This window comes from Weizmannia sp. FSL W8-0676 (assembly GCF_038593015.1).
GTDB lineage: Bacteria > Bacillota > Bacilli > Bacillales > Bacillaceae_C > Weizmannia > Weizmannia coagulans.
The window spans coordinates 2,905,184-2,928,349 of the sequence record NZ_CP151954.1; the positions used below are offsets into that span (position 1 = coordinate 2,905,184).

Here is a 23,166-nt window from a genome sequence, read left to right on the forward strand (position 1 = left end):
CTCAAGACATTCCTTTTGCACAAAAAATAATTCGATAAGATATTGTAGGAAAAGTAATCGAAAGAGACATCGTAATTTAGAGCCCTTGCCAAAATGCTATATCCCCTGAAACTGTAAGCAGTCAGACAATTAAAGGTCGTTGATTTATTCCACTAAAGAAAAAAGACGTTTGTAGGAACATTATGACAAATGTAAAAATAAATTGTGAGTTTTTGATTTTAATGGGGTAAATTTATTTATTATAAGTGTCTAAATTTTTCCACTTTGGTCGGTTTTGGGCGGGTTTCAATAGATTAAGCTACTCATTCCTGTGGTAAATATTGTAAAACGGAAAAGGATGATTTTTTTTGAAAAAAAAGAGCCATGAAAGCCACTCCTTTGTTAAGATATAAGTACGACCAAATATCCAGGGAGTGATTTCATGACTATTTCTATTCTAACACAAACCAGAGACTTTTCAATACAACAAAATTTGATTCCCCACAATTGGCAAGACTATGCCGATATACCATTTGTCATTCCAGCCATGTGTTTCCCATGGGAGATTTTTAAGCCGATTGAACGAGAATACTACACCCTTTTATATTTGCACCTAAAAAATGAAAGAGCACATGATCCTTCTAATGAAATACAACCGGCACTATTTTCAATAACGGAGGAAGAAGACAAGTCTGCGTCTTCATTATTTCGTCCCTCTCCCGCAGGGAGAAAACCGCATCCTTTCATGCCCTTTTTTCGTGCTTTTGAACTGGCCTCTTTACAGTATATTGAAGTGATGGTGGAGAGTGTCTATTTGCAAGTGAAATCAAACCCGCTATTTGCCACCATGTGTGGATTTACGGAGAAAATTCCGAGCTACCGTTCCTTTGCTCGTTTTGATCAAATCATGACAACAAATGGTCTTTGGGAAAAAGCCCGGCTATTGGTTGTTGAATATAATAAAGGGGAAGGCGTGGTTGAAACGAATGAGGAAGCAGCCGCCGTGGATACATCGCATATAGAGGCAGAAGCAACCTTGAATAAAACAAGGAAGACGTGTTCTTGTGAGGGTAATTGCGATTGCCCCAGAGTCCTTACGGACGACAATGTAGGGGTAATGCGTAAAAGTAATGCAGTCTCCTATATTGCGCATAAATTATCAATGGTATGCGGGGTGAGATCCGGTTTGCCTTTGACGCGGGAAGTATTTAAAGGAAATACACCCGATGGGAAAACATTAGAACCGACATTGGAAACGTTTAAGACAGAGCACCCCGAGATGGCTGAGCAGTTGAGCTTTATCCTGGCAGATGGAATCTACCAAACGCCGGAAAATCAAAAAGTGACAAAGGATGTATTACAGGCGAAATTGGTGGCACCGATCAATCCACGGAACCGTAAAGATAAACCAACTACCGCCCGAGGGATTGAAAAAATCAACCGGTACGGCACTCCCATCTGTATCAGTGGGCATAAAATGGAACTTAGAGGATCTGATCGGGAAAAGGGGCAATATATTTACACTTGTCCTGTATTTCATCCAAATGCCAAGCAAGAAGGTCTCACCTGCCCGCTAGCGAATCACGCGGAATGTTGTAATGGGGCAGCACAAGGAAGAGTATTTAGGATAGACTTTGATCAAACGCCTCAAGTAGATGTCGAGTTGCCTCAACATGGGCGCACATTTGAAGTGTTATATAGTGCCAGGACGATCATCGAAAGAATCTTTGGCATTCTAAAAGACGGATACAGTCTCCGTCGTGTTCACAAGCGTGGGAAACAGGCAGTTGAAGCTCATGTAGATCGATGCATGATATCTATGCACATCATGGCAAATATGGCGTACCATCAGACAGGAAAGGCCAATTGTGGATGGACACGCAATCGGCTGCAAAGAGCAAATTAAGTTATTCACAGGTGGATATGTGAATAAATAAAATGAGCGTTTCCTTTCCACAAAGGGTAGTGAAAAAAACCCATTTTGTGAAGGCGGGATACGTATGCCCTTTTTTTGAAGGAAAATGACCGTTTTACTTCTATTGAATTGAAAATCTGGATGAAAAGGCAAAAAAACCGGGATAATTAATTTTCCAGAGCCTCGCTCAAGGGTATATTTTTATTTTGGCAGAGGCTCTTAATATGAAAAAGACCCAGAAATCGAAAATGAAATCCGGGTCTGAATGGGAAATGTTTTATATTATTCTACATCCCAAACAGCAATTTTGTGACGACTTCCACATGTGTCGTATGCGGAAACATGTCAACAGGCTGTACTTCCACTGTACGGTATCCTCCCGTTTCCAGGAACCGCAAGTCTCTTGCCAATGTTGCCGGGTTGCAGGAGACGTAGACGACTTTTTGCGGTTTCATCTCCAGGATGGTTTTGAGCAGGGCTTCGTCACAGCCTTTGCGCGGCGGGTCAACCACTAAGACATCTGCCTTGTTGCCTGCCTCGTACCATTTTGGGATGACCGTTTCCGCTGTGCCCGCTTCAAACTCCACATTCGTGATACCGTTGAGCGCCGCATTTCGCTTTGCATCTTCAATCGCTTCCGGAACGACTTCGACTCCGAACACTTTGCGGGCTTTTTGCGCCAAAAACAGTGAGATCGTGCCGATACCGCAATAGGCGTCAATCACCGACTCGTTGCCGTTCAAACCCGCGTATTCAAGGGCTTTATCATAAAGCACCTTTGTCTGGACGGGGTTGACTTGGTAAAAAGAAAGCGCGGAGATGGCGAATTTCACATCCCCGATTTTATCGTAAATGGCCTCATTTCCCCACAGTACTTTGGTTCTCTCCCCCAAAATCACGTTTGTGCGCCTCGGGTTGACGTTGTGCACGATTGACTTCACCTGTTTCAGGCGCGACACAATCGCATCCACGAGTTTTTTCTGGTGCGGCAGTTCCGCTGTTCTCGTGATCAGCACGACCATCAGCTCGCCGGTCTCCCTCCCGTAACGCGCCATGATGTGGCGGAGGACGCCGCTGTGATGTTCTTCGTCGTAAGCCGGGATGCGAAGTTCCCGGCAGATTTCTTTTACTGCCCGGACAGCTTCGTTTACCGCCGGAAGCTGGATTACGCTCTCATCGGCATCGAGTATTTCATGGGTTCTCGGTTTGAAAAAGCCGGCTACAAGTTTTCCGTCTTTTTCGCCGACCGGCACCTGGGCTTTGTTCCGGTAATGCCACGGGTTGTCCATGCCGATAATCGGGTGGATGCTGGCGCCTTCAATTTTCCCAATCCGGGCAAGTGCCTGACGCACCTGATTTTCCTTGTACTTGAGCTGGCCGGTATAGCTTATATGCGCAAGCTGGCAGCCGCCGTATTTCGGCGCCTCTTCTTTCGGGATATCGACACGGTACGGGCTCTTTTCGTACAGCTCAAGGAGGCGGCCGATCCCGTAGTTCTTGTTGGCTTTGATGACTTTAATACGAGCTTTCTCCCCCGGCAGGCCGTTTTTAATAAACAGCGGGTAGCCGTCCACCTTCGCTACCCCTGCGCCGTCATGCGTCAAATCTTCAAAAACAACCTCTATTTCTTCGTTCTTTTGGACCGGTAATGTTATTTTCATGGCTGTCTTCCTTTTCGTCTTAATGGCTACGGAAATTTTAACATATAGCGGCCTTGAATGCGAAAAACAATCCGTTGCCGCAGACTGTTTTCTTGAATATTCGGCCGGTTTTAAAAATACACCTTTATTAAACAGATATTATGATGATAAAATGTTGTTGAAAGGACCAAAAACAAAGGGGGAAACGCTTCTTGAGTGATCAAACATTAAAAATGATTTCCATCGCCATTTATATGGTGCTGATGCTCTGGATCGGCTGGGTGGCTTACCGGCGGACGAGCAACCTCGATGATTATATGCTCGGCGGTCGTTCGCTCGGCCCTGCTGTTGCCGCTTTAAGCGCAGGCGCTGCTGATATGAGCGGCTGGCTGTTGATGGGATTGCCGGGGGGCATTTATCTGACCGGGCTTGCCGATGCATGGATTGCGATCGGGTTGACGATCGGGGCATATTTAAACTGGCGGCTTGTGGCACCGCGTCTCCGCTCCTATACAAAGGTGGCCGGTGATTCCATAACGATCCCTTCTTATCTTGAAAACCGTTTTAAAGACCCGACCAAAATGCTGCGGCTTGTTTCCGCACTTGTCATTTTAATTTTCTTCACGCTTTATGTTTCTTCTGGGATGGTATCCGGAGCCGTCTTTTTTGAAAACTCATTCCATACGTCCTATTATGTAGGGTTGGTCATCGTGGCGGGCGTGGTTGTACTGTACACGCTTTTCGGCGGATTTCTCGCTGTTTCATGGACTGATTTTGTCCAGGGGCTGATCATGGTCATCGCACTCGTGCTCGTGCCGATTGTCGCTTTTACCAAAACGGGCGGGCCAGTTGAAACCTTCCATACCGTGAAATCGATCAATCCGGATTTGCTTGACTTTTTTAAAGGGACAACGGCATTGGGGATCATTTCCGCGCTCGCGTGAGGGCTCGGCTATGTCGGCCAGCCGCATATTATTGTCCGTTTCATGGCAATTAAATCGGTAAAAGAAACAAAAAGCGCGCGCAGAATCGGGATCAGCTGGATGATTTTATCGCTGATCGGCACATCCCTTACTGCGCTGATCGGGATCGCTTATTTCCATCAGCCCGGCCATAAATTGGATAATCCGGAAACGGTTTTTATCCAGCTTGGGCAGATTTTATTCCATCCGCTCATTGCCGGATTTGTGCTGGCAGCAGTGCTTGCGGCGATTATGAGCACCATCTCATCCCAGCTGCTTGTCACTTCAAGTGCGCTGACAGAAGATCTGTATAAGCTCTTCTTCCGCCGCAATGCTTCGGATAAAGAGTTGGTATTTTTCGGCAGGCTCGCGGTGCTTGTCGTTTCTGTTGCCGCCGCGCTGCTTGCTTTAAACCGCGATTCCACCATTTTGCAGCTCGTCAGCTATGCATGGGCCGGGTTTGGCGCATCATTCGGGCCGGTGATCTTTTTGAGCCTGTTCTGGCGCAAGATGAACCACTGGGGTGCCCTTTTCGGTATGATTGTAGGTGCCGTGACAGTGATAGTCTGGACCGTGTCCGGCCTGGATGCCAAATTATACTCCATGGTACCGGGATTTGCCTTTAACCTGATTATCAGCATGATTGTCAGCATCGCAACCTACAAACACCATGCGGGCATCGAAGAAGAATTTAACGACAGCCTTTCCGCAATGAAAAAGGAAAGTTGATTGTAAAAAACGTCGGAAGCTTTTTATACTGCTTCCGGCTTTTTCAATGGAGCAGGGGTTGCACAAAATGCCGGGTTGGACTACAGATTTAAAAAACGCCGGCAGTCTGCGTGTATGCTTCCGGCGTTTAATCTTGTCCTACAGGCATTATTTCCAATCAGAGATGGCTCAGATTTCCAAAATCTGGGACTGCTTTCCGGTCTTTTCACCAAGGCGGTTGGTGCTAAAAACCCAGGATGACAGTGTTTTCACAAAAGCCCGCTTCCCGTTCTTTTGTCAGTCAACCCTGTCTTGCGGGCGGATTTTGTCAAGCGGCGCAAAGACTTCGAGATGGCGGTACAAGTTTTCAAAAACGGCAGGGGCTTCTCCGCCGAGTTCGCCGTCCAGATTTAATAAAATTTTATCCGGCGAATGAACTTTTACGCGGCTGGCGGAGGTGTAAATGACGTTCGGGTCATTCAGATGTTCGCCGCGCAGCGCAAGGGTAACAGCCCGAATGAACTCGGCCAGGTTCGTTTTTTTTAAAATCATTAATGTAAACAGGCCGTCATTGATCGAAGAGTCCGGAGCAAGTTTTTCAAAACCGCCGATGGAATTCGTCAGGCCAATTAAAAACATCATCGCTTCGCCTTCAAACAGCTTCCCGTCATATTCAATCGTCATCTGGGTCGCGCGGATCGAAGGCAGCATTTCAATTCCTTTTAAATAATAAGCGAGCTGGCCGAGCATCGTCTTCAGCCGGCTTGGCACATCATATGTCAGTTCCGTGAGCCGCCCGCCGCCTCCGATATTGATAAAATATTTCTCATTCATTTTCCCGATATCAACCGGAAGGGTATCGCCTTTTACGATAATTTCCGTTGCCGCCTGCACATCACGCGGGATTTGCAGTGCGCGCGCAAAATCATTTGTCGTACCCATTGGGATGACGCCGAGTTTCGGCCGGTAATCCTGTTCGGCAATGCCGTTGACGACTTCGTTGATCGTGCCGTCCCCGCCGGCTGCCACGACAATATCATACTTGCGTTCAACCGCTTTCCTTGCCGCTTTGATGGCATCGCCGGCGCCGGTTGTGGCATGGCAGGATGTTTCATATCCGGCCAGCTCTAATTTTTGCAGCACATCCGGGAGATGGCGCTTAAACGCTTCACGGCCGGAAGTCGGGTTATATATGATTCTTGCTCGTTTCATTCGCATCATCCTTATTTATGTTGATGTACATGCGTATTATGTAATCCCGTTTCGTGCAGGCAAAGGACAGTTTCCCCAAAACAGATCCGGATAGGGAAACTGATCGATATGTTGTCCGTTCTTTCTGCATGGGGCAAATCCTTCATGCATCCACTGAATTATCATACAACTTTTTTGGAAAAAAATCCACTAACAGCGCGGTGCGGTGTGCGCCTTGGCTGCAAAAAGGCGCCTTTTCGGCTGCCGTGTTCGTGGGGGCTGCCTTATGTGGTTCAAGAAAAGGGAACGTGCAGGCACGGATGATTTGTGCGTGCACCCTAAAACTCTCCATACTTGCGCATCATCACCGGCTGAACAACCGGATGCCGCGCTCATCCAGAAATTGAATCGTTTCCAGCAAAGCATCTTCGCCGATCTGGTACACTTCCCCGATGGTATCTTTCCAGCGGCCGAAGTCCCGCATGTGCAACTCGCGGATATTGCGGTAGTTCATAATCTTTAATGAGCGGTCGCGCAAATAGTAGCATTCCCGCCCGTTGAAGCGCACGGCGGTCACCCTGCGCATCGTCTGGTTGGCGTTGTCGTCAAGGTAAGATGCACGGATATCTTCTTTCAAATCGTCTTCCGTAAGCGGCAGCCACTCAATCGTTTTTTTCACAAAAGATTTCCCGTTGGAACGGCGGTCGATTTCGTAACGGCCGGGCTCAAGCTGCGTAAAAATGATGTCTTCGCCAAAACCGTGGAGCACGTAGCGCCGTTTTGATTCAAGTTCAACCGGCTTCATGATCGGGGAGCCGTAGCCGACATCCACATACAGTTTTTTTCCGTTCAATAAAACCATCAGCGCAACATGGCCGGGCACCACACGCACAAAGGAGCATTGAAAACCGAGGCTGCGCAACAGCCGCGCAAAATTGATGTTTAATGTAAAACAGGTGCCGCCCCATCCTTTTTCCCATAAATGCTCCACAAAAGTCTCAAACGGAGGTATGTAAATCCCCTCACGGAAGTAATGAAACTTGCTGAACGTTTCATAGGGGACACAAGAAAGATGGTGCTGGATGAGCCGCTGCAAAAAATTCAGCCCCGGCTCTTCATGTTCAAGCTTTAAGTAATTCAAATAAGCCTCCACCTGTTCTTCCATTTTCCTTTCCCCTTTCAAGTGCTTTATCCGTTCTTTTCGCTCCCCGGCATAGAAAAACCTTTTTTTCGCAACAACAGCGATGAAAAAAAGTGACCGGCAGGCCCGGCTTGCAATCCTCCATTCTATTATAAACGTTTCGGTACTAGACGCGCAGCTTGCAAGTTCCATCTCCTTTCGGGTTCAGATCCAGGCCTCTTTTAAAACCTTTTAAAGGACAGCACGTCCGGAACCCCAACGTTTTTTGAATATTTCAAAAATAAAATTGAGACCCTCTTTTGTCTAAAGGACAATTTGCTTTTTTGAACCATTCAAAAAAGACAATTTGCCCCCATCCCGGGTTCCGGCCTCCCAAAGGATGCATGTCCGTTTTTGCAACGTTTTCCGGCCGGGCGCTGCTTAAAGATGATTCCATTTTTGTCTATTATTTTTTAGTTGAAGTTTATTCCTGCTGGACGGTGGTATATATGTTGCCGTAAGCGATATTCACAATCACCGAACAAAGGAGAGATTTTGAATGGCAGACAAAGATAAAAAAATGACAGTAGAAGAAGCAGGTCGCAAAGGCGGAGAAGCTACTGCTGACAGCCACGATAAAGAATTCTATCAGGAAATCGGCAAAAAAGGCGGAGAAACCACTGCCGAAAAACATGGCAAGGAATTCTATCAAGATATCGGCAAAAAAGGCGGAGAAACCACTGCCGAAAAACATGGCAAGGAATTCTATCAAGATATCGGCAAAAAGGGCGGGGAATCTACTGCTGACAGCCACGACAAAGAATTCTATCAGGAAATCGGCAAAAAAGGCGGAGAATCTACAGCGGAAAATCATGATAAAGAATTCTATCAGGAAATTGGCAAAAAAGGCGGAGAAGCCACTGCTGACAGCCATGACAAAGAATTCTATCAGGAAATCGGAGAAAAAGGCGGTAACGCAAGAGCGAAAAACAACGGTGAAGATTAAGAGGAATGATTTCACCCAAACCGGTTCAGCCCGCACGCTGAACCGGTTTTTTGCCGTTGTTCGCACTCTCTTTCTTTTTCTCCAATTGTCATCATTATTATAGCACAGCCCGCCGGATTTGGCAGTACATTTTGAAAAGATATTCATTTTGGATGTGCTTACATAAAAAGAGCCGGCATCCATTTTGCCCGCTCTTTTTATGCATTCAACCTTCTATTCAACTGGCAACTGTATCGCAGGTATTTTAAGCTTCTACCGGATTTGCCTGTTTTTCAACGGTTTCTTCGATCAAATTCCGGATTTTCACTTTTAAAAAATGTTTTTTGCAATAATAACCGAGCAGTTTGTTTGTTTTCCAGTCATACACCGGATAAACAGCATCAATTTCTTTGCCGGCTTTTCTCAAACAATATGCACACGTGGTTGTCAGTTCAAATAGGCGATCACACATTGTTTGCAGCCTCCTATCGTCAATTTCACCCTTTCGTTATATACCCGATCTCCGCATTTTAAAACAAAAAAGCGGTGGGGCGCACCGCTTTTTTGAAAAATTACCGTTTATTCATTTCCTGGATCAGCAGTTTATTGACAATCGGCGGGTTGGCCTGCCCTTTTGTCGCTTTCATGACCTGCCCGACCAAAAAGCCGAGCGCCCGGTCTTTACCGTTTTTATAGTCAATAATGGATTGTCCATTTTTATCCAGTACTTCTGTCACAATCTTTAAAAGCTCGCCTTCATCAGAAATTTGCACAAGCCCTTTTTCCTTGACGATTTTTTCCGGGTCGCCGCCTTTTTCGACCAGTTCGCGGAAAACCTTCTTCGCCAATTTTGAAGAGAGCGTGCCGTTTTCGATCAATTTGATCATGCCGGCAAGGCTTTCCGGTGTAAGCGCAATATCATGCAGTTCTTTCTGGGCTGAATTCAAGTAAGCGGACACTTCGCCCATCAGCCAGTTCGATGCCTGTTTTGCATCGGCGCCGGCTGCGATCGTCGCTTCAAAAAAATCGGACATTTCTTTCGTGAGCGTGAGCACCATGGCATCATAAGCAGGGAGCCCGAGTTCTTCTGTGTAACGCTTTTTCCGTTCGTCCGGCAGTTCCGGAATTTCGGCGCGCACCCGTTCCTTCCAGGCGTCATCAATATATAGATCCACAAGGTCCGGTTCCGGGAAATAGCGGTAATCGTCCGAGCCTTCTTTCACCCGCATCAGAATCGTTTTGCCGGTTGCTTCGTCAAAACGGCGCGTTTCCTGTTGGATCACATCGCCTGCAAGCAGCACTTGTTTCTGGCGTTCCTGCTCATACTGCAGGCCTTTGCGCACATAGTTGAACGAGTTCAGGTTTTTCAATTCAGTTTTCGTGCCGAATGTTTCCTGCCCAATTGGACGGATGGAAATATTGGCATCGCAGCGGAGCGATCCTTCTTCCATTTTGCAGTCGGAAACGCCAGTATATTGAATGATGGATTTTAATTTTTCAAGATAGGCATACGCTTCTTCCGGCGTGCGGATATCCGGTTCCGAGACAATTTCAATAAGCGGCGTGCCCTGGCGGTTCAAATCGACGAGAGAATACCCTTCATTTGCCGCGTGGAACAGCTTCCCGGCATCTTCTTCCATATGGATGCGGGTAATGCCGATCTTTTTCTTTACGCCGTCCACTTCAATTTCAATCCAGCCGTTTTTCCCGATCGGTTTATCAAATTGGGAAATCTGATAAGCTTTCGGGTTGTCCGGGTAAAAATAGTTTTTCCGGTCGAATTTCGTTTCGGTTGCAATTTCGCAGTTCAGCGCCATTGCGGCCTTCATTGCGTAGTCAACCACTTTTTTATTCAGTACCGGAAGCACGCCCGGATAGCCGAGATCGATGACATTGGTGTTCGTATTCGGTTCTGCCCCGAAATGCGCAGGCGCCGGCGAGAAAATTTTTGTATTGGTTTTTAATTCAACGTGCACTTCAAGCCCGATCACTGTTTCAAAATTCATCTTTTTCACCCCTTACAATTGCGGTTTTTGGTTATGGAAGTCCGTTGCCTGTTCAAATGCATGGGCAACGCGGTACACAGTGCTTTCGTCAAAATGCTTCCCGATGATTTGCAGCCCTAATGGCAGCCCGCCTGCAAACCCGCATGGAAGAGAGATCCCCGGGACGCCTGCCAGGTTGACCGGAATGGTTAAAATATCATTCGCATACATTGTTAACGGGTCTTCAATTTTTTCCCCGATTTTAAAGGCCGCAGTCGGCGTGGTCGGCCCGATGATGACATCATATTTTTCGAGCACATCATCAAAGTCTTTTTTGATCAGGGTGCGGACCTGTTGTGCTTTTTTGTAGTACGCATCGTAATAACCCGCGCTTAGCGCAAAAGTCCCGAGCATAATGCGGCGTTTTACTTCGTCCCCGAAACCTTCCGAACGGGTCTTTTTATATAATTCTTCGAGGCTGGTTGCATTTTTCGAACGGTAGCCGTAGCGGACGCCGTCAAAACGGGCCAGGTTGGAAGACGCTTCGGATGAAGCAAGCAGATAATAGGCGGCCACGCCGTATTTCGAATGCGGCAGCGACACTTCTTCCCATGTGGCGCCGAGCTTTTCCAGCACTTTCAAGGCATCGAGAACAGCCTGGCGCGCTTCTTCGCTGACGCCTTCGCCTAAGTATTCTTTCGGCACGGCAATTTTCAAGCCTTTTACATCGCCTTTGAGCGCCTCCACATAATCCGGCACTTCCACATCGGCGGAAGTGGAGTCATGCCGGTCAAGCCCGGAAATTGCCTGTAACAGATAGGCATTGTCTTCCACGGTCCGGGTAATCGGCCCGATCTGGTCAAGAGAAGAGGCGAATGCGACAAGGCCAAAACGGGAAACACGCCCGTAAGTTGGCTTCATTCCGACAACCCCGCAAAATGCGGCCGGCTGGCGGATCGAACCGCCTGTATCAGATCCAAGCGCAAACGGCACTTCCCCCGCTGCCACCGCTGCAGCCGAACCGCCGGAAGAACCGCCCGGCACCGTATCCAGGTTCCAAGGGTTGCGGGTGATTTGGAATGCGGAATTTTCCGTCGACGAACCCATCGCAAACTCATCCATATTCAATTTGCCGATTGTGATCGTATTTTCCTTATGTAATTTCTCCATGACCGTGGCATCATAAATGGGATCGAAGTTTTCAAGGATTTTGCTAGCACAGGTTGTCCGCAAATCTTTCGTGACAATATTATCCTTGATTCCGATCGGCATGCCGAACAGCATATTTTCAGCTTCCGGCGAGCCGATTTTGCCGTCCAGTTCCGCTGCGGTTTTGCGGGCCCGTTCTTCATCCAATGTTAAAAAAGCTTTCACTTTGCCGTCTGTTTCTGAAATCTTTTGATACGCTTCATCAACAAGTTCTGAAACTTTAACTTCCTTATTATGTAAAAACTCGTGAAGTTCCGAGATTTTATGGTCAAATAAAGACATGCTTTCCCCTCCTTATTCTACGATTGTCGGCACACGGATCATTCCGTCCTGGGTATCCGGCGCATTTTTCAACACAAGCTCGCGCGGCAGTCCTTTTTCCACCGTATCTTCGCGCATGACATTGCGGATTTCAAGCACGTGCGTGGTCGGCAGAACCCCTGTTGTGTCAAGTTCATTTAATGATTCCGCAAAATGGATAATATCCCCCAGCTGTTTCGCAAATTTCTCCGTTTCCGTCTCATTCATTTCAAGGCGCGCTAGGTCGGCAACGTGTTGGACTTGTTCTTTTGAAATATCAGGCATAGCCTTTCACCTCCGTTATAAAAGTCGCATCAATTGTACGTGGAACCCAATCGGGCGTGCAGTTCATTGCCCCGCAGCACGGCCCGGAAAGCGGGGCCTGACTGTCCGTTCATATGGGGCGAATCGAACCCTGCAATACTATTGATCATAGCAGAAAAGCCCGCCCTTAAGCAAGGGGGGCGCCGGGGGTTGCAAAAAAGAAAACGGAGAAGCTGCTTCAGCCTCTCCGTTTTACGGGTCCCCATTAATGGGTGAATTGTTCTTGCTCGGTCGATCCTGTAAGTGCGGTAGTAGAAGAAGTGCCGCCTGAGATGACCATCGATACTTCATCGAAATAGCCGGTGCCGACTTCGCGCTGATGGCGTGTTGCCGTGTAACCATATTGTTCGTTCGCAAATTCTGCCTGCTGCAGTTCGGAATAGGCCGCCATGCCGCGGTCGCGGTAGTTGCGGGCCAGTTCAAACATGCTGTGGTTCAAGGCATGGAAGCCGGCAAGCGTGACGAACTGGAATTTATAGCCCATGCGCGCAATTTCTTTCTGGAAGTTCGCGATCGTTTTGTCATCAAGTTTCTTCTTCCAGTTGAAAGACGGCGAGCAGTTGTAAGCCAAAAGTTTGCCCGGGAATTTTTCATGGATCGCTTCTGCAAACCGGCGTGCTTCATCCAGATTCGGCTCGCTCGTTTCGCACCAGATCATATCGGCATATGGCGCATAAGCAAGTCCGCGGGCAATCGCCTGGTCTATGCCTGCCTGCGTGCGGTAAAAGCCTTCCGCTGTCCGTTCCCCGGTGATAAATGGCGCATCATACGGGTCAACATCGCTTGTGATCAGATTTGCCGCATTTGCATCCGTACGGGCAATAATAACGGTCGGCACGCCCATGACATCAGCAGCAAGGCGGGCTGCAATCAAGTGGCGGATGGCTGTTTGTGTCGGCTGCAACACTTTGCCGCCCAAATGGCCGCATTTCTTCTCGGAAGAAAGCTGGTCTTCAAGATGGACAGACGCGGCGCCCGCTTCGATCATCGCTTTTGTCAGTTCGAATACGTTTAACGGGCCGCCAAAGCCGGCTTCTGCATCGGCAACGATCGGTGCAAACCAATCAATCCGTTCGTCCCCTTCTGCATGGTGGATCTGGTCGGCGCGCTGCAAGGCCTGGTTGATCCGTTTGACGACATTCGGCACGCTGTTCGCCGGATACAGGCTTTGGTCCGGATACATTTGCCCGGCCAGGTTCGCATCAGCTGCAACCTGCCAGCCGCTTAAATAAATGGCTTTCAATCCGGCCTTTACCTGCTGGACAGCCTGATTTCCCGTGAGTGCGCCCAATGCATGGATATAATCTTCCGTATGCAGCAGGTTCCAGAATTTTTCCGCCCCCCTGCGCGCCAAAGTATATTCAATTTGAACAGAACCCCTCAGTTTGAGCACGTCTTCCGGAGAATACGGGCGGACAATCCCCTGCCACCTTTCATCTTTCTCCCAGCTTCGTTTCAGTTCAAGCGCTTTTTCGTTTACCATCAAAAATTCCTCCCATTTTTTCAATATAATGTAAAGCCGCAGGCAAAATAAGGCTTCCTCGGGGTTCAAACGATTCCCCTTTGTTACAGCTGCGGCGAAAGCAGCTAACATATAGAGCGATTTGTGATATTCACACGATTCCTCTCTATATGGCTCAAGAGCCTTTCATTGCACGTCTCCCCTTGTTGCGTTCATTCATTGTCAAATTGCCATTCTATCAGCCCAGCAGTTCATACGCCGGCAAGGTTAAAAATTCAATAAATTCATCTTCTTTGACAAGCCGGTCAAACAAGGCCACTGCTTCTTCAAAACGGCCGGCCCGGTAATATTCCTCCCCGATTTCCCGGCGGATGCGTTCCAGTTCTTCCGCTTTGATTTGTTCATATAGCTCAATCGTCACTTTTCTGCCATCTGCAAGCACGCCTTTCGGATGGCGAATCCAGTGCCAAAGCTGGGTGCGTGAAATTTCAGCCGTCGCCGCATCTTCCATTAAGTTCGAGATCGGCACAGCGCCCCTCCCCCGGAGCCAGGATTCGATGTACTGGATGCCGGCATAAATGTTTTCGCGGATGCCTTTTTCCGTAATTTCCCCTTGCGGCACAGCGAGCAGATCATCTGCCGTTGCCGTAAAATCCATCTGCTTGCCGGAATGGATTTGGTTCGGCTCGGGCATTTCTTTGTTAAATGCTTCCATGGCAACCGGCACAAGCCCCGGATGCGCGACCCAGGTGCCGTCATGCCCGTCTCTTGCTTCCCGCTCTTTATCGGCGCGCACCTTTTGGAAGGCTTCTTCATTTTTTGCCGGGTCGTCTTTTACTGGGATCTGCGCAGCCATTCCCCCGATTGCCGGCGCATTCCGGCGGTGGCACGTCTTAATGGTCAAAAGCGAATAAGCGCGCATAAACGGTACCGTCATGGTGACGAGAGACCTGTCCGGCGTAATAAACTGCGGATTGGTGCGCAGTTTTTTAATATAGCTGAAAATATAATCCCAGCGCCCGCAGTTGAGGCCTGCCGAATGCTCTTTCAGTTCATACAGGATTTCGTCCATTTCAAATGCAGCCATGATCGTTTCAATCAGGACAGTTGCTTTAATGGTGCCTTTCGGGATACCGATATACTTTTGCGCAAAGATAAAAACATCATTCCAAAGGCGCGCCTCCAGATGGCTTTCCATTTTTGGCAGGTAAAAGTACGGGCCTGTGCCGTTTTCAAGGAGCCTGCGGGCATTATGGAAGAAATAGAGCCCAAAATCTGTTAAACTGCCGGATACGGGTTTGCCGTCTACTAAAATATGTTTCTCTTCCAAATGCCATCCGCGCGGCCTGACAATTAAGACAGCGGGATGATCGGCCAGCTTGTATTCTTTTCCGTTCGGGCCGGTAAACGTAATCGTCCGGTTGACCGCATCACGGAGATGGATCTGGCCTTCAATGATATTCTCCCACGTCGGGGAAGTGGCATCTTCAAAGCAGGCCATAAATATTTTTGCGCCTGAATTCAAAGCATTGATCACCATTTTCCGGTCAACCGGCCCGGTAATCTCCACACGCCTGTCCTGCAAATCTTCGGGAAGCGGGGCAATGGTCCAGTCGGATTCGCGGATGGAGGCCGTTTCTTCGAGAAAATGCGGAAGCTTGCCCGACTTGATTTCTTCATCGCGTTTTTTTCTGTAGGCCAGCAGTTCGCGCCGCCTTTCGCCGAAATGCCGCTCCAGCTGTTCCAAAAACTGCAGCGCTTCCGGGGTCAATATTTCGTCATACCCGTCCTGGATGGATCCCGTTACGGTAATGCCTGGTGCTTTGGTCTCCATATCTGCACTCCCTTTCTTGTTATAATACAGTATGTTTTGCATGTTTTTATTATATAACAGAACTTTCAAAAATGGTAGCCTTTTTTTGAAAAAAATTTAAAAAATGTTTTCCTTTTTTGAAATGTGACATACTAAAAAGAGCAGATACATTTTTCATGTATCTGCTCTTTTTTCAGTTATAAATATGGACGGTTGGGTCTTTTGCTTTTGAATTCCTTACAATGAGCGCTTTTGCTTCATTGTTGGCCGTGATGCTCACCTGTAGATTGACGTAATCTGGGAATGTTTTGACCACCAGGCCGGCGACATATTGCGTAAAAGCAATGACTTCCGCCTGCCCGTAAAACTGGATCGGAATGTCGATGCTTAAATCAGCAAGCTGCCCGTCACTGTATCTTGCCCTGCCAATGCATCCGGTATAATTCGGGAAAAAGTCTTCAATGTCCGTTTTAAAATGCTCAAATGTTTTCTCATCGTCACGATGAGCTTTTTCCGCATCGTCGGACGGGAACAAATAATATTTTTCATTGATGTTTTTCCAATCGTCTGCAGAGGTGCTGTTTGCCGGAACGGTAGCGTAAGCAAAATAGTTTCCGGGAATCACGGAATCCTTGCTCTGCTGTTTGTACAGCCCGACCGTAATCGGGACATTTTTCAATGCATTTATATTGCGCAGGCGCCGGACGACTTCCGATGCAATCTGCTTCCCTTTTTCGTCTAACGTTTTTTGGGGAATATTGACGTCATACGTGGAACCGTACTTTTCCGTCTGATAGTAATAAACTGAGTTCAGGGCAAGCCCGATGGCAACGCCGGACAGTTTGACGTTCCCTTTGCTGTCTTTTGTTAAATAATCCTGTTCGAGAATTTGCGCCAAATAAATCGGGTTTTTCTCGTTTTGCTGCTTTGCCGATCCTTTTCCATCATTCACCGGATTCAAGCCGACATTGTCCTGTTCTTTCAGGCCTTTCTTTTTCAACTGGTTTGCCGTATATTTCCGGTTCAGCCATTTTGTAATGGTGTCGGAAGTCAAATACTGGCCTTCCTGAAAAAGATAGTCATCCGGCGGGTAATTTCTCTGCGCAACCCGCATCAGGCCGGTTTCAAATTCCTCGATATCATACGAAGTGTTTAAGTTGCTGACAACTAGCCCCCGCGATTTGCTCGTTTTATACGGGTAAATATTTTTATAATACTGGTCGGAAATCTGGTAACTCGAAACAACGGACGTTTCTTTTTTATTGTTGCTTTTCTGGACCACTTTGTTATCCGAGCCGAAACCCGGTGTACAACCAGCCAGTAAAACCATCGATATGATGAGGGGGTACCATTTTTTCATACTGCCTTTCCACCTTTTTGATTTCTCGCTTTCCCTTGCATTTATGAATTGAGCCGTTCCAAAAACGCTGCTTCATCCCATACTTCAATGCCGAGCTGTTCCGCTTTGGCCAGCTTTGTGCCCGCATCTTCCCCGGCGATGACAAGGTCGGTATTTTTGCTTACGCTGCCGGTCACATTTGCCCCGAGCGCCTCCAGTTTTTCTTTTGCTTCGTTGCGGGTCAAGTTCACCAGTTTCCCGGTTAAAACGACCGTCTTTCCGGCAAAAGGCGAATCTGCATTGCGCTTTTCCGCACGTTTGGGGCCTTTATAAACCATGTTGACCCCGAGCACAGCCAATTCCCGGACCAGGCCGAGCGCTTCTTCATTTTCAAAATACGCAACAATGGAATCCGCCATCTTTTCGCCAATATCGGGTATGGCTTCCAGTTCTTCACGCGTTGCTTCAGACAGCCGTTCCATTGTTTCGAAATGCTCTGCTAAAATTTTCGCAGCTTTGGCGCCGACATGGCGGATGCCGAGGCCGAACAGCAATTTTTCCAGCGAATTCTTTTTTGAGGCTTCAATTGCGGCAAGCAAATTGGAAACCGATTTTTCCCCCATTCTTTCCAATTGCAGCAGTTCTTCTTTTTTCAGCCGGTAAATATCCGCGACATTGTGGATCAATTCATGCGCGAACAGCTGGCTGATGACCTTTTCCCCCAGCCCTTCAATATTCATCGCATTCCTTGATACGAAATGGATCAGCCCTTCGCGGATCTGCGCCGGGCAGTTCGGGTTAATGCAGCGGAGCGCCACTTCATCTTCGAGCCGGACAAGCTCGCTGCCGCAGTCCGGGCAGTGGGACGGCATGGAAAATGCCCGCTCCTCGCCGGTTCTCCGTTCGGGAATCGGGCGGACCACTTCGGGAATGATGTCGCCCGCTTTTTTTACTATGACATAGTCCCCAATCCGGATATCTTTTTCGCGGATCAGATCTTCATTGTGGAGCGTGGCCCGCTGGACGGTTGTTCCGGCCACTCTTACCGGATCCAGTATCGCAGTCGGCGTGACGACCCCGGTGCGGCCGACTTTTACTTCAATGCCGGTCAGTTTTGTGACTACTTCTTCGGCAGGAAATTTGTAAGCAATGGCCCAGCGCGGGCTTTTCACCGTTGTGCCAAGGGCGGCTTGCTGGGCATAGTCATTTACCTTAATAACAATGCCGTCAATTTCATACGGGAGGGCCGGCCGTTTTTCCGTCCATTCCGCGATAAATTCGAGCACTTCCCCGATATCCCGGCATATCCTTGTTTCTTTATTGACCTTAAGGCCGAGCTTTTCCAAATACGCAAGCCCTTCGCTATGGGTGGCAATATCGAGCCCGGTTGTATCACCGATCGCATACATAAATGTATCAAGGTTCCGGGATGCCGCAATTTTCGGATCGAGCTGGCGGAGCGAGCCGGCTGCCGCATTGCGCGGATTGGCAAACGGTTCTTCCCCGTTTTCTTCTTTGATACGGTTCAATGCCTCAAAAGACTTTTTCGGCATAAAACATTCCCCGCGCGCCTCGATGGTGACCGGTTCATTCAGCCTGAGCGGTATCGAGCGGACGGTTCTGAGGTTGGCCGTAATGTCTTCACCGATCGTCCCGTCCCCTCTTGTGGACCCTTGGACGAATAAACCATTCTCATATTTAAGCGAAATCGCCAGCCCGTCGATTTTCAGTTCGCACACGTATTCATATGGATCGCCGGCCGTCTCCCGGACTCTGCGGTCGAAATCGCGAAGGTCGGCTTCGTTAAAGGCATTTGCCAGACTGAGCATCGGTGTATCATGGACCACTTTGGCAAATCCGGATAAAGGTTCTCCTCCGACCCTTTGCGTTGGTGAATCCGGCGTGATCAACTCCGGAAGCGCATTTTCGATCTCCTGCAGTTCACGCAAAAGCCTGTCGTATTCCGCATCCGGGACGCTCGGGCGGTCGAGCACATAATATTCATAACTGTACTGGTTCAGCAGTTTGCGCAGTTCGGCTGCCCGGGCGGCTGCCGCGTGATTATCCATGTGCAACAATCCTTTCCATCAGGGCAAAAGAGGCATTTGCCGCCTGTGTCCCTTTCGTTGTCCAGACTTATTCTATTCTACTTTTGTAATCGGCGCAAACTCGGCTAAAAGCCGTTTGATGCCGACAGGGCTCGGGAATGCAATGTCAAGTTCGGCTGATTTGCCTTCTCCCTTGACACTGACAACCGTGCCGATCCCCCATTTTTTATGTTCGGCTTTATCGCCCACTTGCCAGGAAAGATTGCCGGCCCCGTTTTGTTGCCAGGCAGGAACAACAGGCGGCCGTTTCTCTTTTCTTTCCGTTTTGCCGCGCGAAACCTGGCGGAAATCGAGCCGGTCTTTTTCCTCCTTGCGAATATCCTCGATCAATTCTTCCGGAATTTCATTGATAAACCGTGAAACCGGATTGATATTCATGCGCCCGTAAAGCGTCCGCACTTCGGCATTGGTCAGGTACAGCTCCTCCTGTGCCCGCGTGACGCCGACATACATGAGCCGCCTTTCCTCTTCCATTTCCGCTTCGTCCATAAGGGAACGGCTGTGCGGGAAAATGCCCTCTTCCATGCCGATCAGGAAGACAACCGGAAATTCAAGCCCTTTGGCAGCGTGCAATGTCATTAATACAACAGCATCTTTTTGTGCATTATCTTCTTCAAGCCGGTCAATATCGGCGACAAGCGCCAAATCCGTCAAAAAGGCGACAAGGCTTTTGTCATCGTTCTCTTTCTCAAATTCCTGGGCAACCGAAAGAAATTCATCGATATTTTCGAGCCGGCTTTCGGCTTCAAGCGATTTTTCCAGTTTCAGCGCATCCCTGTAGCCGGACTTGTCCAGCAATTCTTCCACCAGTTCGGTAACGGATAAATATTCCTGCATCCGGGTAAAATTGCTGATAAGCTCGTAAAATTCTCGGCAGGCTTTGGTAATTTTCGGACTGAGGCCGATAAAATCAATTTCCTGAAGTGCCGTAAATAAGGAAACATCCTGGTCCGCCGCATAACGCACGATTTTATCCAATGAAGTCTGACCGATCCCGCGTTTCGGCACATTGATAATCCGGGTCAGGCTGAGGTCGTCATCCGGATTGGCGATGACCCGCAAGTATGCCAGAATATCTTTAATTTCTTTCCGGTCGTAGAAACGGGTGCCGCCGACGATATTGTAGGCAATGTTCGATTTCATCAATACTTCTTCGATGACACGGGACTGGGCGTTCGTGCGGTACAAAATCGCAATATCGGAGTACCGGCGTTTGCCCGATGCAGTGAGTTCCTTAATTTTTCCGGCAACAAACTGTGCTTCCCCCTGTTCGCTGTCCGCCCGGTAATAGACGAGATTTTGCCCCTCATCGTTTTCCGTCCATAAATTTTTCTTTTTCCGGTTTGCGTTGTTTTCGATAACTTTATTGGCCGCCTGTAAAATTTTCTTCGTCGAGCGGTAGTTTTGCTCGAGCAAAATGACTTTCGCGTTCGGGTAATCTTTTTCAAATGACAAGATATTGGCAATATCCGCACCGCGCCAACGGTAAATCGACTGGTCATTATCCCCGACAACACACAAATTCTGAAACCTTGAAGCCAACAATTTCACAAGTGTATACTGGGATTTATTGGATATGGATAGGTAAGCCTTTGAAGTCATCTCCAGCTTTCCCCCCCATTCACACCGTACGTGAGAGTTTCCCCTCATACGGCGTTCCATCAATTTGTTATCGCGTTATAATACCTACTATTTTATCGTTTCCAACCAAAACACGAAGTTTGTTGATTTTATCTAGGGCATTCTCGTCTAAGTTCAGCTTTTGGAGATATTTCTGGATGGTCACTTTTTCTGTTGAGTGAATCAACTTGTGAACATCCTTCCTTATGAATATAAGATTTCTATACTCATCACTTCCACCTTGATTTCTTGGTATCTTGTGATGAACTTCCATATCTCCAAGTTCTAATGGTACATTTGTTACTGCACATTGTCCAAGTTGTCCTACGTAAAGGGATATGCGATTATCATTATATTCCATGCTTTGATCAGGTAAAGGATTATACATAAGATGATGAATGATTGCCTGATTACATCCCTTAAGTTGATCATGTATCTTCTGTCTTCCCAAATCTGTATAAGGGCAAATATCCTGACTAAAATTAGTTGGATATTTAGTTCTTATATGATCAATTGGAAAACATTTACTCCATGGATAAAAATCACTTTCCCATTAAATTTCGGATACAATTTTTTAAATGTGTTTGACTTTGTACCTTTCTGACTTAGAATAGCTTTCGTTCGGTTGTACAGGATCTTTCTGACCGAGAAGCCAATTTTACTTAAATCAACAGTGATATGAGTCGCATACCGGTAATAATTTTGGATTCCTACAATCGTTGCATTTAGCTTAGATACCTCTCGCGGGCTGTTCTCAACCTTTTTGATTTGGCCACGTAATTTTGCAATGGCCTTCTTTTTCGCTTTATCACTCATATTTGTTTTAGCTACAAATTTGTCTTTTTTCGGGATAGCTTTCATTTTAAACCCAAGGAACGTAGAATGCTTTTTCCGCAAATTAATTACCCCAGATTTTTCAGGACTGGTTTCTAGTCCCAACCTTTCTTTCAGCCATTTCTTCACGGCTTCAAAAATAGCGAATGCATCTTTATGATTACGGCAAAAGATTTTAAAATCATCGGCATATCGGACAATAAACATTTCCTTCAGTCCAGTTTTTCTCAATGCTCGATATTTTGCACTTTGATCTAATACCAGCCTTTTGCCAATCATTCGTTCCCGATTGTAATTCTTTTTCGTTTTGAAAGTTTCCCATTGGCTGCTGATCCACCAGTCCAGCTCGTTTAAAACGATGTTGGATAGTAGTGGTGAAAGAATTCCGCCTTGTGGCGTTCCTTTTCCTGGTATACCAACACCCTTGATTTCCGCTTTAAGCATTTTGGATAAAATACTAATGACCTTCTTATCCTGAATGCCCAGTGACCATATCTGCTTCAGTAGCTTGCCATGGTTAACATTGTCAAAGAATCCCTTAATATCAATGTCCACGGCATAATGGAGTTTGTTTTTGTTTACCAAGGTTACTGCCCTTGATAATGCATGATGTGCACTCCGGTTTGGACGAAAACCATAACTGTGTGGATGAAACTTTGCTTCACAGATAGGTTCAAGAACTTGTTTCACACATTGTTGAATCAAGCGGTCTTCAATAGTTGGTATACCTAAAGGCCTCATGGTCCCATCCAGTTTAGGGATCTCTATCCTTCGGACAGGATGTGGTTTAAAATTAGACATCCTTGCTCTTACATACTTTATAAGAGACGAAGGATCCTTTTCCCCAATATCAAGAATGGTTTTACCATTCGTCCCACTCGTTTTGCTTCCGCGATTCTTTTTGATATTTCGGAAGGCCAACTTAATATTTCTTTCATCAATGATAAGATCATACAGCTCTCGGAATTTGTAGCCATTTTTACTTTGAGCGTAAAGTGTATCTAACGCTGCTTGCATATTGTAGTATTCATTATTACGCAATTTTTGTTTCTTCTTTAGCTTTTGGTTGTTATCAGTCAACTAATCACCACCCGGTTACTGGCAGCTTTCGTTTCTCTTAGTCATACTCGAACCTGATAGACGATAAATGTAGTTGCTTTAACAAATTGACTAGTGGCTATCCCTCCATGATGTTTCCATCACCTCAACGGTACTGTGCCACCACTTTCACTGACATAAAGATAAGTTATAGCCTTCGCTTTTCCTTATCACCGCTTCATTGGCCGGTAAGTCCTCCGCGTTGTCAGCTTCCCACGTTCCGATGATTCTATCTGTACATACACTTTTAGGTGAATCCTCTAGTCCTGCTAGCTTGGACGTGCCTGTAACACGTCAAGGTGTTTCATAAAGACAATTCTTACTCCACCTCACTAGCGCCACGTACCGTGACAATGCCATTTCTAGCATCTATACCTCTAGAACCGTACATTCGGATTTTCGTCAGTTAGTTGTTGTTCACTAACATTCTCACCATGAGTGTTTTATAGACCCCCGGCTTATTTGCTGCACCTTCCACCTCTGGAAAGCTTTCGTCAACTTGACTTGTTACGGCAGCATTCAGCCGACTTCACCGAGCTTATAACCTCAAGATCCTTACCTATCTTGACGCTAT

At 47.3% G+C, this 23,166-nt stretch carries 16 protein-coding genes and 1 pseudogene; 3 read left to right on the plus strand and 14 right to left on the minus strand.

The window, feature by feature from the left end; genetic code table 11:
• The first annotated feature begins 421 nt into the window (after window positions 1–421).
• On the plus strand, window positions 422–1,885 hold the full coding sequence (locus NST20_RS14270) for a transposase (RefSeq protein WP_342399478.1): 1,464 nt from the start codon (window positions 422–424) through the stop codon (window positions 1,883–1,885).
• 296 nt (window positions 1,886–2,181) lie between these two features.
• Here the strand turns inward: NST20_RS14270 and rlmD are convergent, their stop codons facing one another.
• Window positions 2,182–3,555, minus strand: coding sequence for a 23S rRNA (uracil(1939)-C(5))-methyltransferase RlmD (gene rlmD, locus NST20_RS14275; RefSeq protein WP_342399721.1), 1,374 nt, complete (start codon window positions 3,553–3,555; stop codon window positions 2,182–2,184).
• 233 nt (window positions 3,556–3,788) lie between these two features.
• Here rlmD and putP point away from each other — a divergent pair.
• A pseudogene (gene putP / locus NST20_RS14280) lies at window positions 3,789–5,225 on the plus strand (sodium/proline symporter PutP).
• A 276-nt stretch (window positions 5,226–5,501) separates the two neighbouring features.
• On the opposite strand, the gene NST20_RS14285 reads toward putP, so the two are convergent.
• Window positions 5,502–6,416 (minus strand): diacylglycerol kinase, encoded by a 915-nt coding sequence (locus tag NST20_RS14285; RefSeq protein ID WP_061575004.1) that lies wholly within the window; start codon window positions 6,414–6,416, stop codon window positions 5,502–5,504.
• 343 nt (window positions 6,417–6,759) lie between these two features.
• The gene (locus NST20_RS14290; RefSeq protein WP_342399722.1) at window positions 6,760–7,560 is read right to left on the minus strand and encodes an arylamine N-acetyltransferase; all 801 of its coding nucleotides are present in this window, start codon (window positions 7,558–7,560) and stop codon (window positions 6,760–6,762) included.
• 514 nt (window positions 7,561–8,074) lie between these two features.
• Between NST20_RS14290 and NST20_RS14295 the strand changes: the two genes are divergently transcribed.
• The gene (locus NST20_RS14295) at window positions 8,075–8,521 is read left to right on the plus strand and encodes a general stress protein (protein WP_342399723.1); all 447 of its coding nucleotides are present in this window, start codon (window positions 8,075–8,077) and stop codon (window positions 8,519–8,521) included.
• A gap of 244 nt (window positions 8,522–8,765) precedes the next feature.
• On the opposite strand, the gene NST20_RS14300 is transcribed toward NST20_RS14295, so the two are convergent.
• The 11 genes from NST20_RS14300 to ltrA all read right to left on the minus strand — a co-directional run bounded on the left by NST20_RS14300 (window position 8,766) and on the right by ltrA (window position 22,574).
• The gene (locus NST20_RS14300) at window positions 8,766–8,972 is read right to left on the minus strand and encodes a hypothetical protein (RefSeq protein ID WP_029142031.1); all 207 of its coding nucleotides are present in this window, start codon (window positions 8,970–8,972) and stop codon (window positions 8,766–8,768) included.
• 100 nt (window positions 8,973–9,072) lie between these two features.
• A complete protein-coding gene (gene gatB, locus NST20_RS14305) occupies window positions 9,073–10,506 on the minus strand; it encodes an Asp-tRNA(Asn)/Glu-tRNA(Gln) amidotransferase subunit GatB (RefSeq protein WP_342399724.1) in 1,434 nt (477 codons plus the stop codon).
• Between the two features lie 12 nt (window positions 10,507–10,518).
• Window positions 10,519–11,976 (minus strand): Asp-tRNA(Asn)/Glu-tRNA(Gln) amidotransferase subunit GatA, encoded by a 1,458-nt coding sequence (gene gatA / locus NST20_RS14310; RefSeq protein ID WP_017552719.1) that lies wholly within the window; start codon window positions 11,974–11,976, stop codon window positions 10,519–10,521.
• Window positions 11,977–11,988: 12 nt separating this feature from the next.
• The gene (gene gatC, locus NST20_RS14315; protein ID WP_013860580.1) at window positions 11,989–12,279 is read right to left on the minus strand and encodes an Asp-tRNA(Asn)/Glu-tRNA(Gln) amidotransferase subunit GatC; all 291 of its coding nucleotides are present in this window, start codon (window positions 12,277–12,279) and stop codon (window positions 11,989–11,991) included.
• Window positions 12,280–12,523: 244 nt separating this feature from the next.
• Entirely contained in the window at window positions 12,524–13,801 is a 1,278-nt protein-coding gene (gene aceA / locus NST20_RS14320) for an isocitrate lyase (protein ID WP_029142032.1), read from the minus strand.
• Window positions 13,802–14,018: 217 nt separating this feature from the next.
• A complete protein-coding gene (gene aceB / locus NST20_RS14325; RefSeq protein WP_029142033.1) occupies window positions 14,019–15,614 on the minus strand; it encodes a malate synthase A in 1,596 nt (531 codons plus the stop codon).
• A 172-nt stretch (window positions 15,615–15,786) separates the two neighbouring features.
• The gene (locus NST20_RS14330) at window positions 15,787–16,953 is read right to left on the minus strand and encodes a CamS family sex pheromone protein (protein ID WP_017552723.1); all 1,167 of its coding nucleotides are present in this window, start codon (window positions 16,951–16,953) and stop codon (window positions 15,787–15,789) included.
• Between the two features lie 41 nt (window positions 16,954–16,994).
• On the minus strand, window positions 16,995–19,001 hold the full coding sequence (gene ligA, locus NST20_RS14335) for an NAD-dependent DNA ligase LigA (RefSeq protein WP_342399725.1): 2,007 nt from the start codon (window positions 18,999–19,001) through the stop codon (window positions 16,995–16,997).
• Window positions 19,002–19,073: 72 nt separating this feature from the next.
• Window positions 19,074–20,642 (minus strand): 3'-5' exonuclease, encoded by a 1,569-nt coding sequence (locus tag NST20_RS14340; RefSeq protein WP_342399726.1) that lies wholly within the window; start codon window positions 20,640–20,642, stop codon window positions 19,074–19,076.
• Window positions 20,643–20,709: 67 nt separating this feature from the next.
• Window positions 20,710–21,021, minus strand: a complete 312-nt coding sequence (locus NST20_RS14345; RefSeq protein ID WP_342399727.1) for an HNH endonuclease signature motif containing protein — start codon at window positions 21,019–21,021, stop codon at window positions 20,710–20,712.
• 140 nt (window positions 21,022–21,161) lie between these two features.
• The gene (gene ltrA, locus NST20_RS14350; RefSeq protein WP_342399728.1) at window positions 21,162–22,574 is read right to left on the minus strand and encodes a group II intron reverse transcriptase/maturase; all 1,413 of its coding nucleotides are present in this window, start codon (window positions 22,572–22,574) and stop codon (window positions 21,162–21,164) included.
• Between the last annotated feature and the right edge of the window lie 592 nt (window positions 22,575–23,166).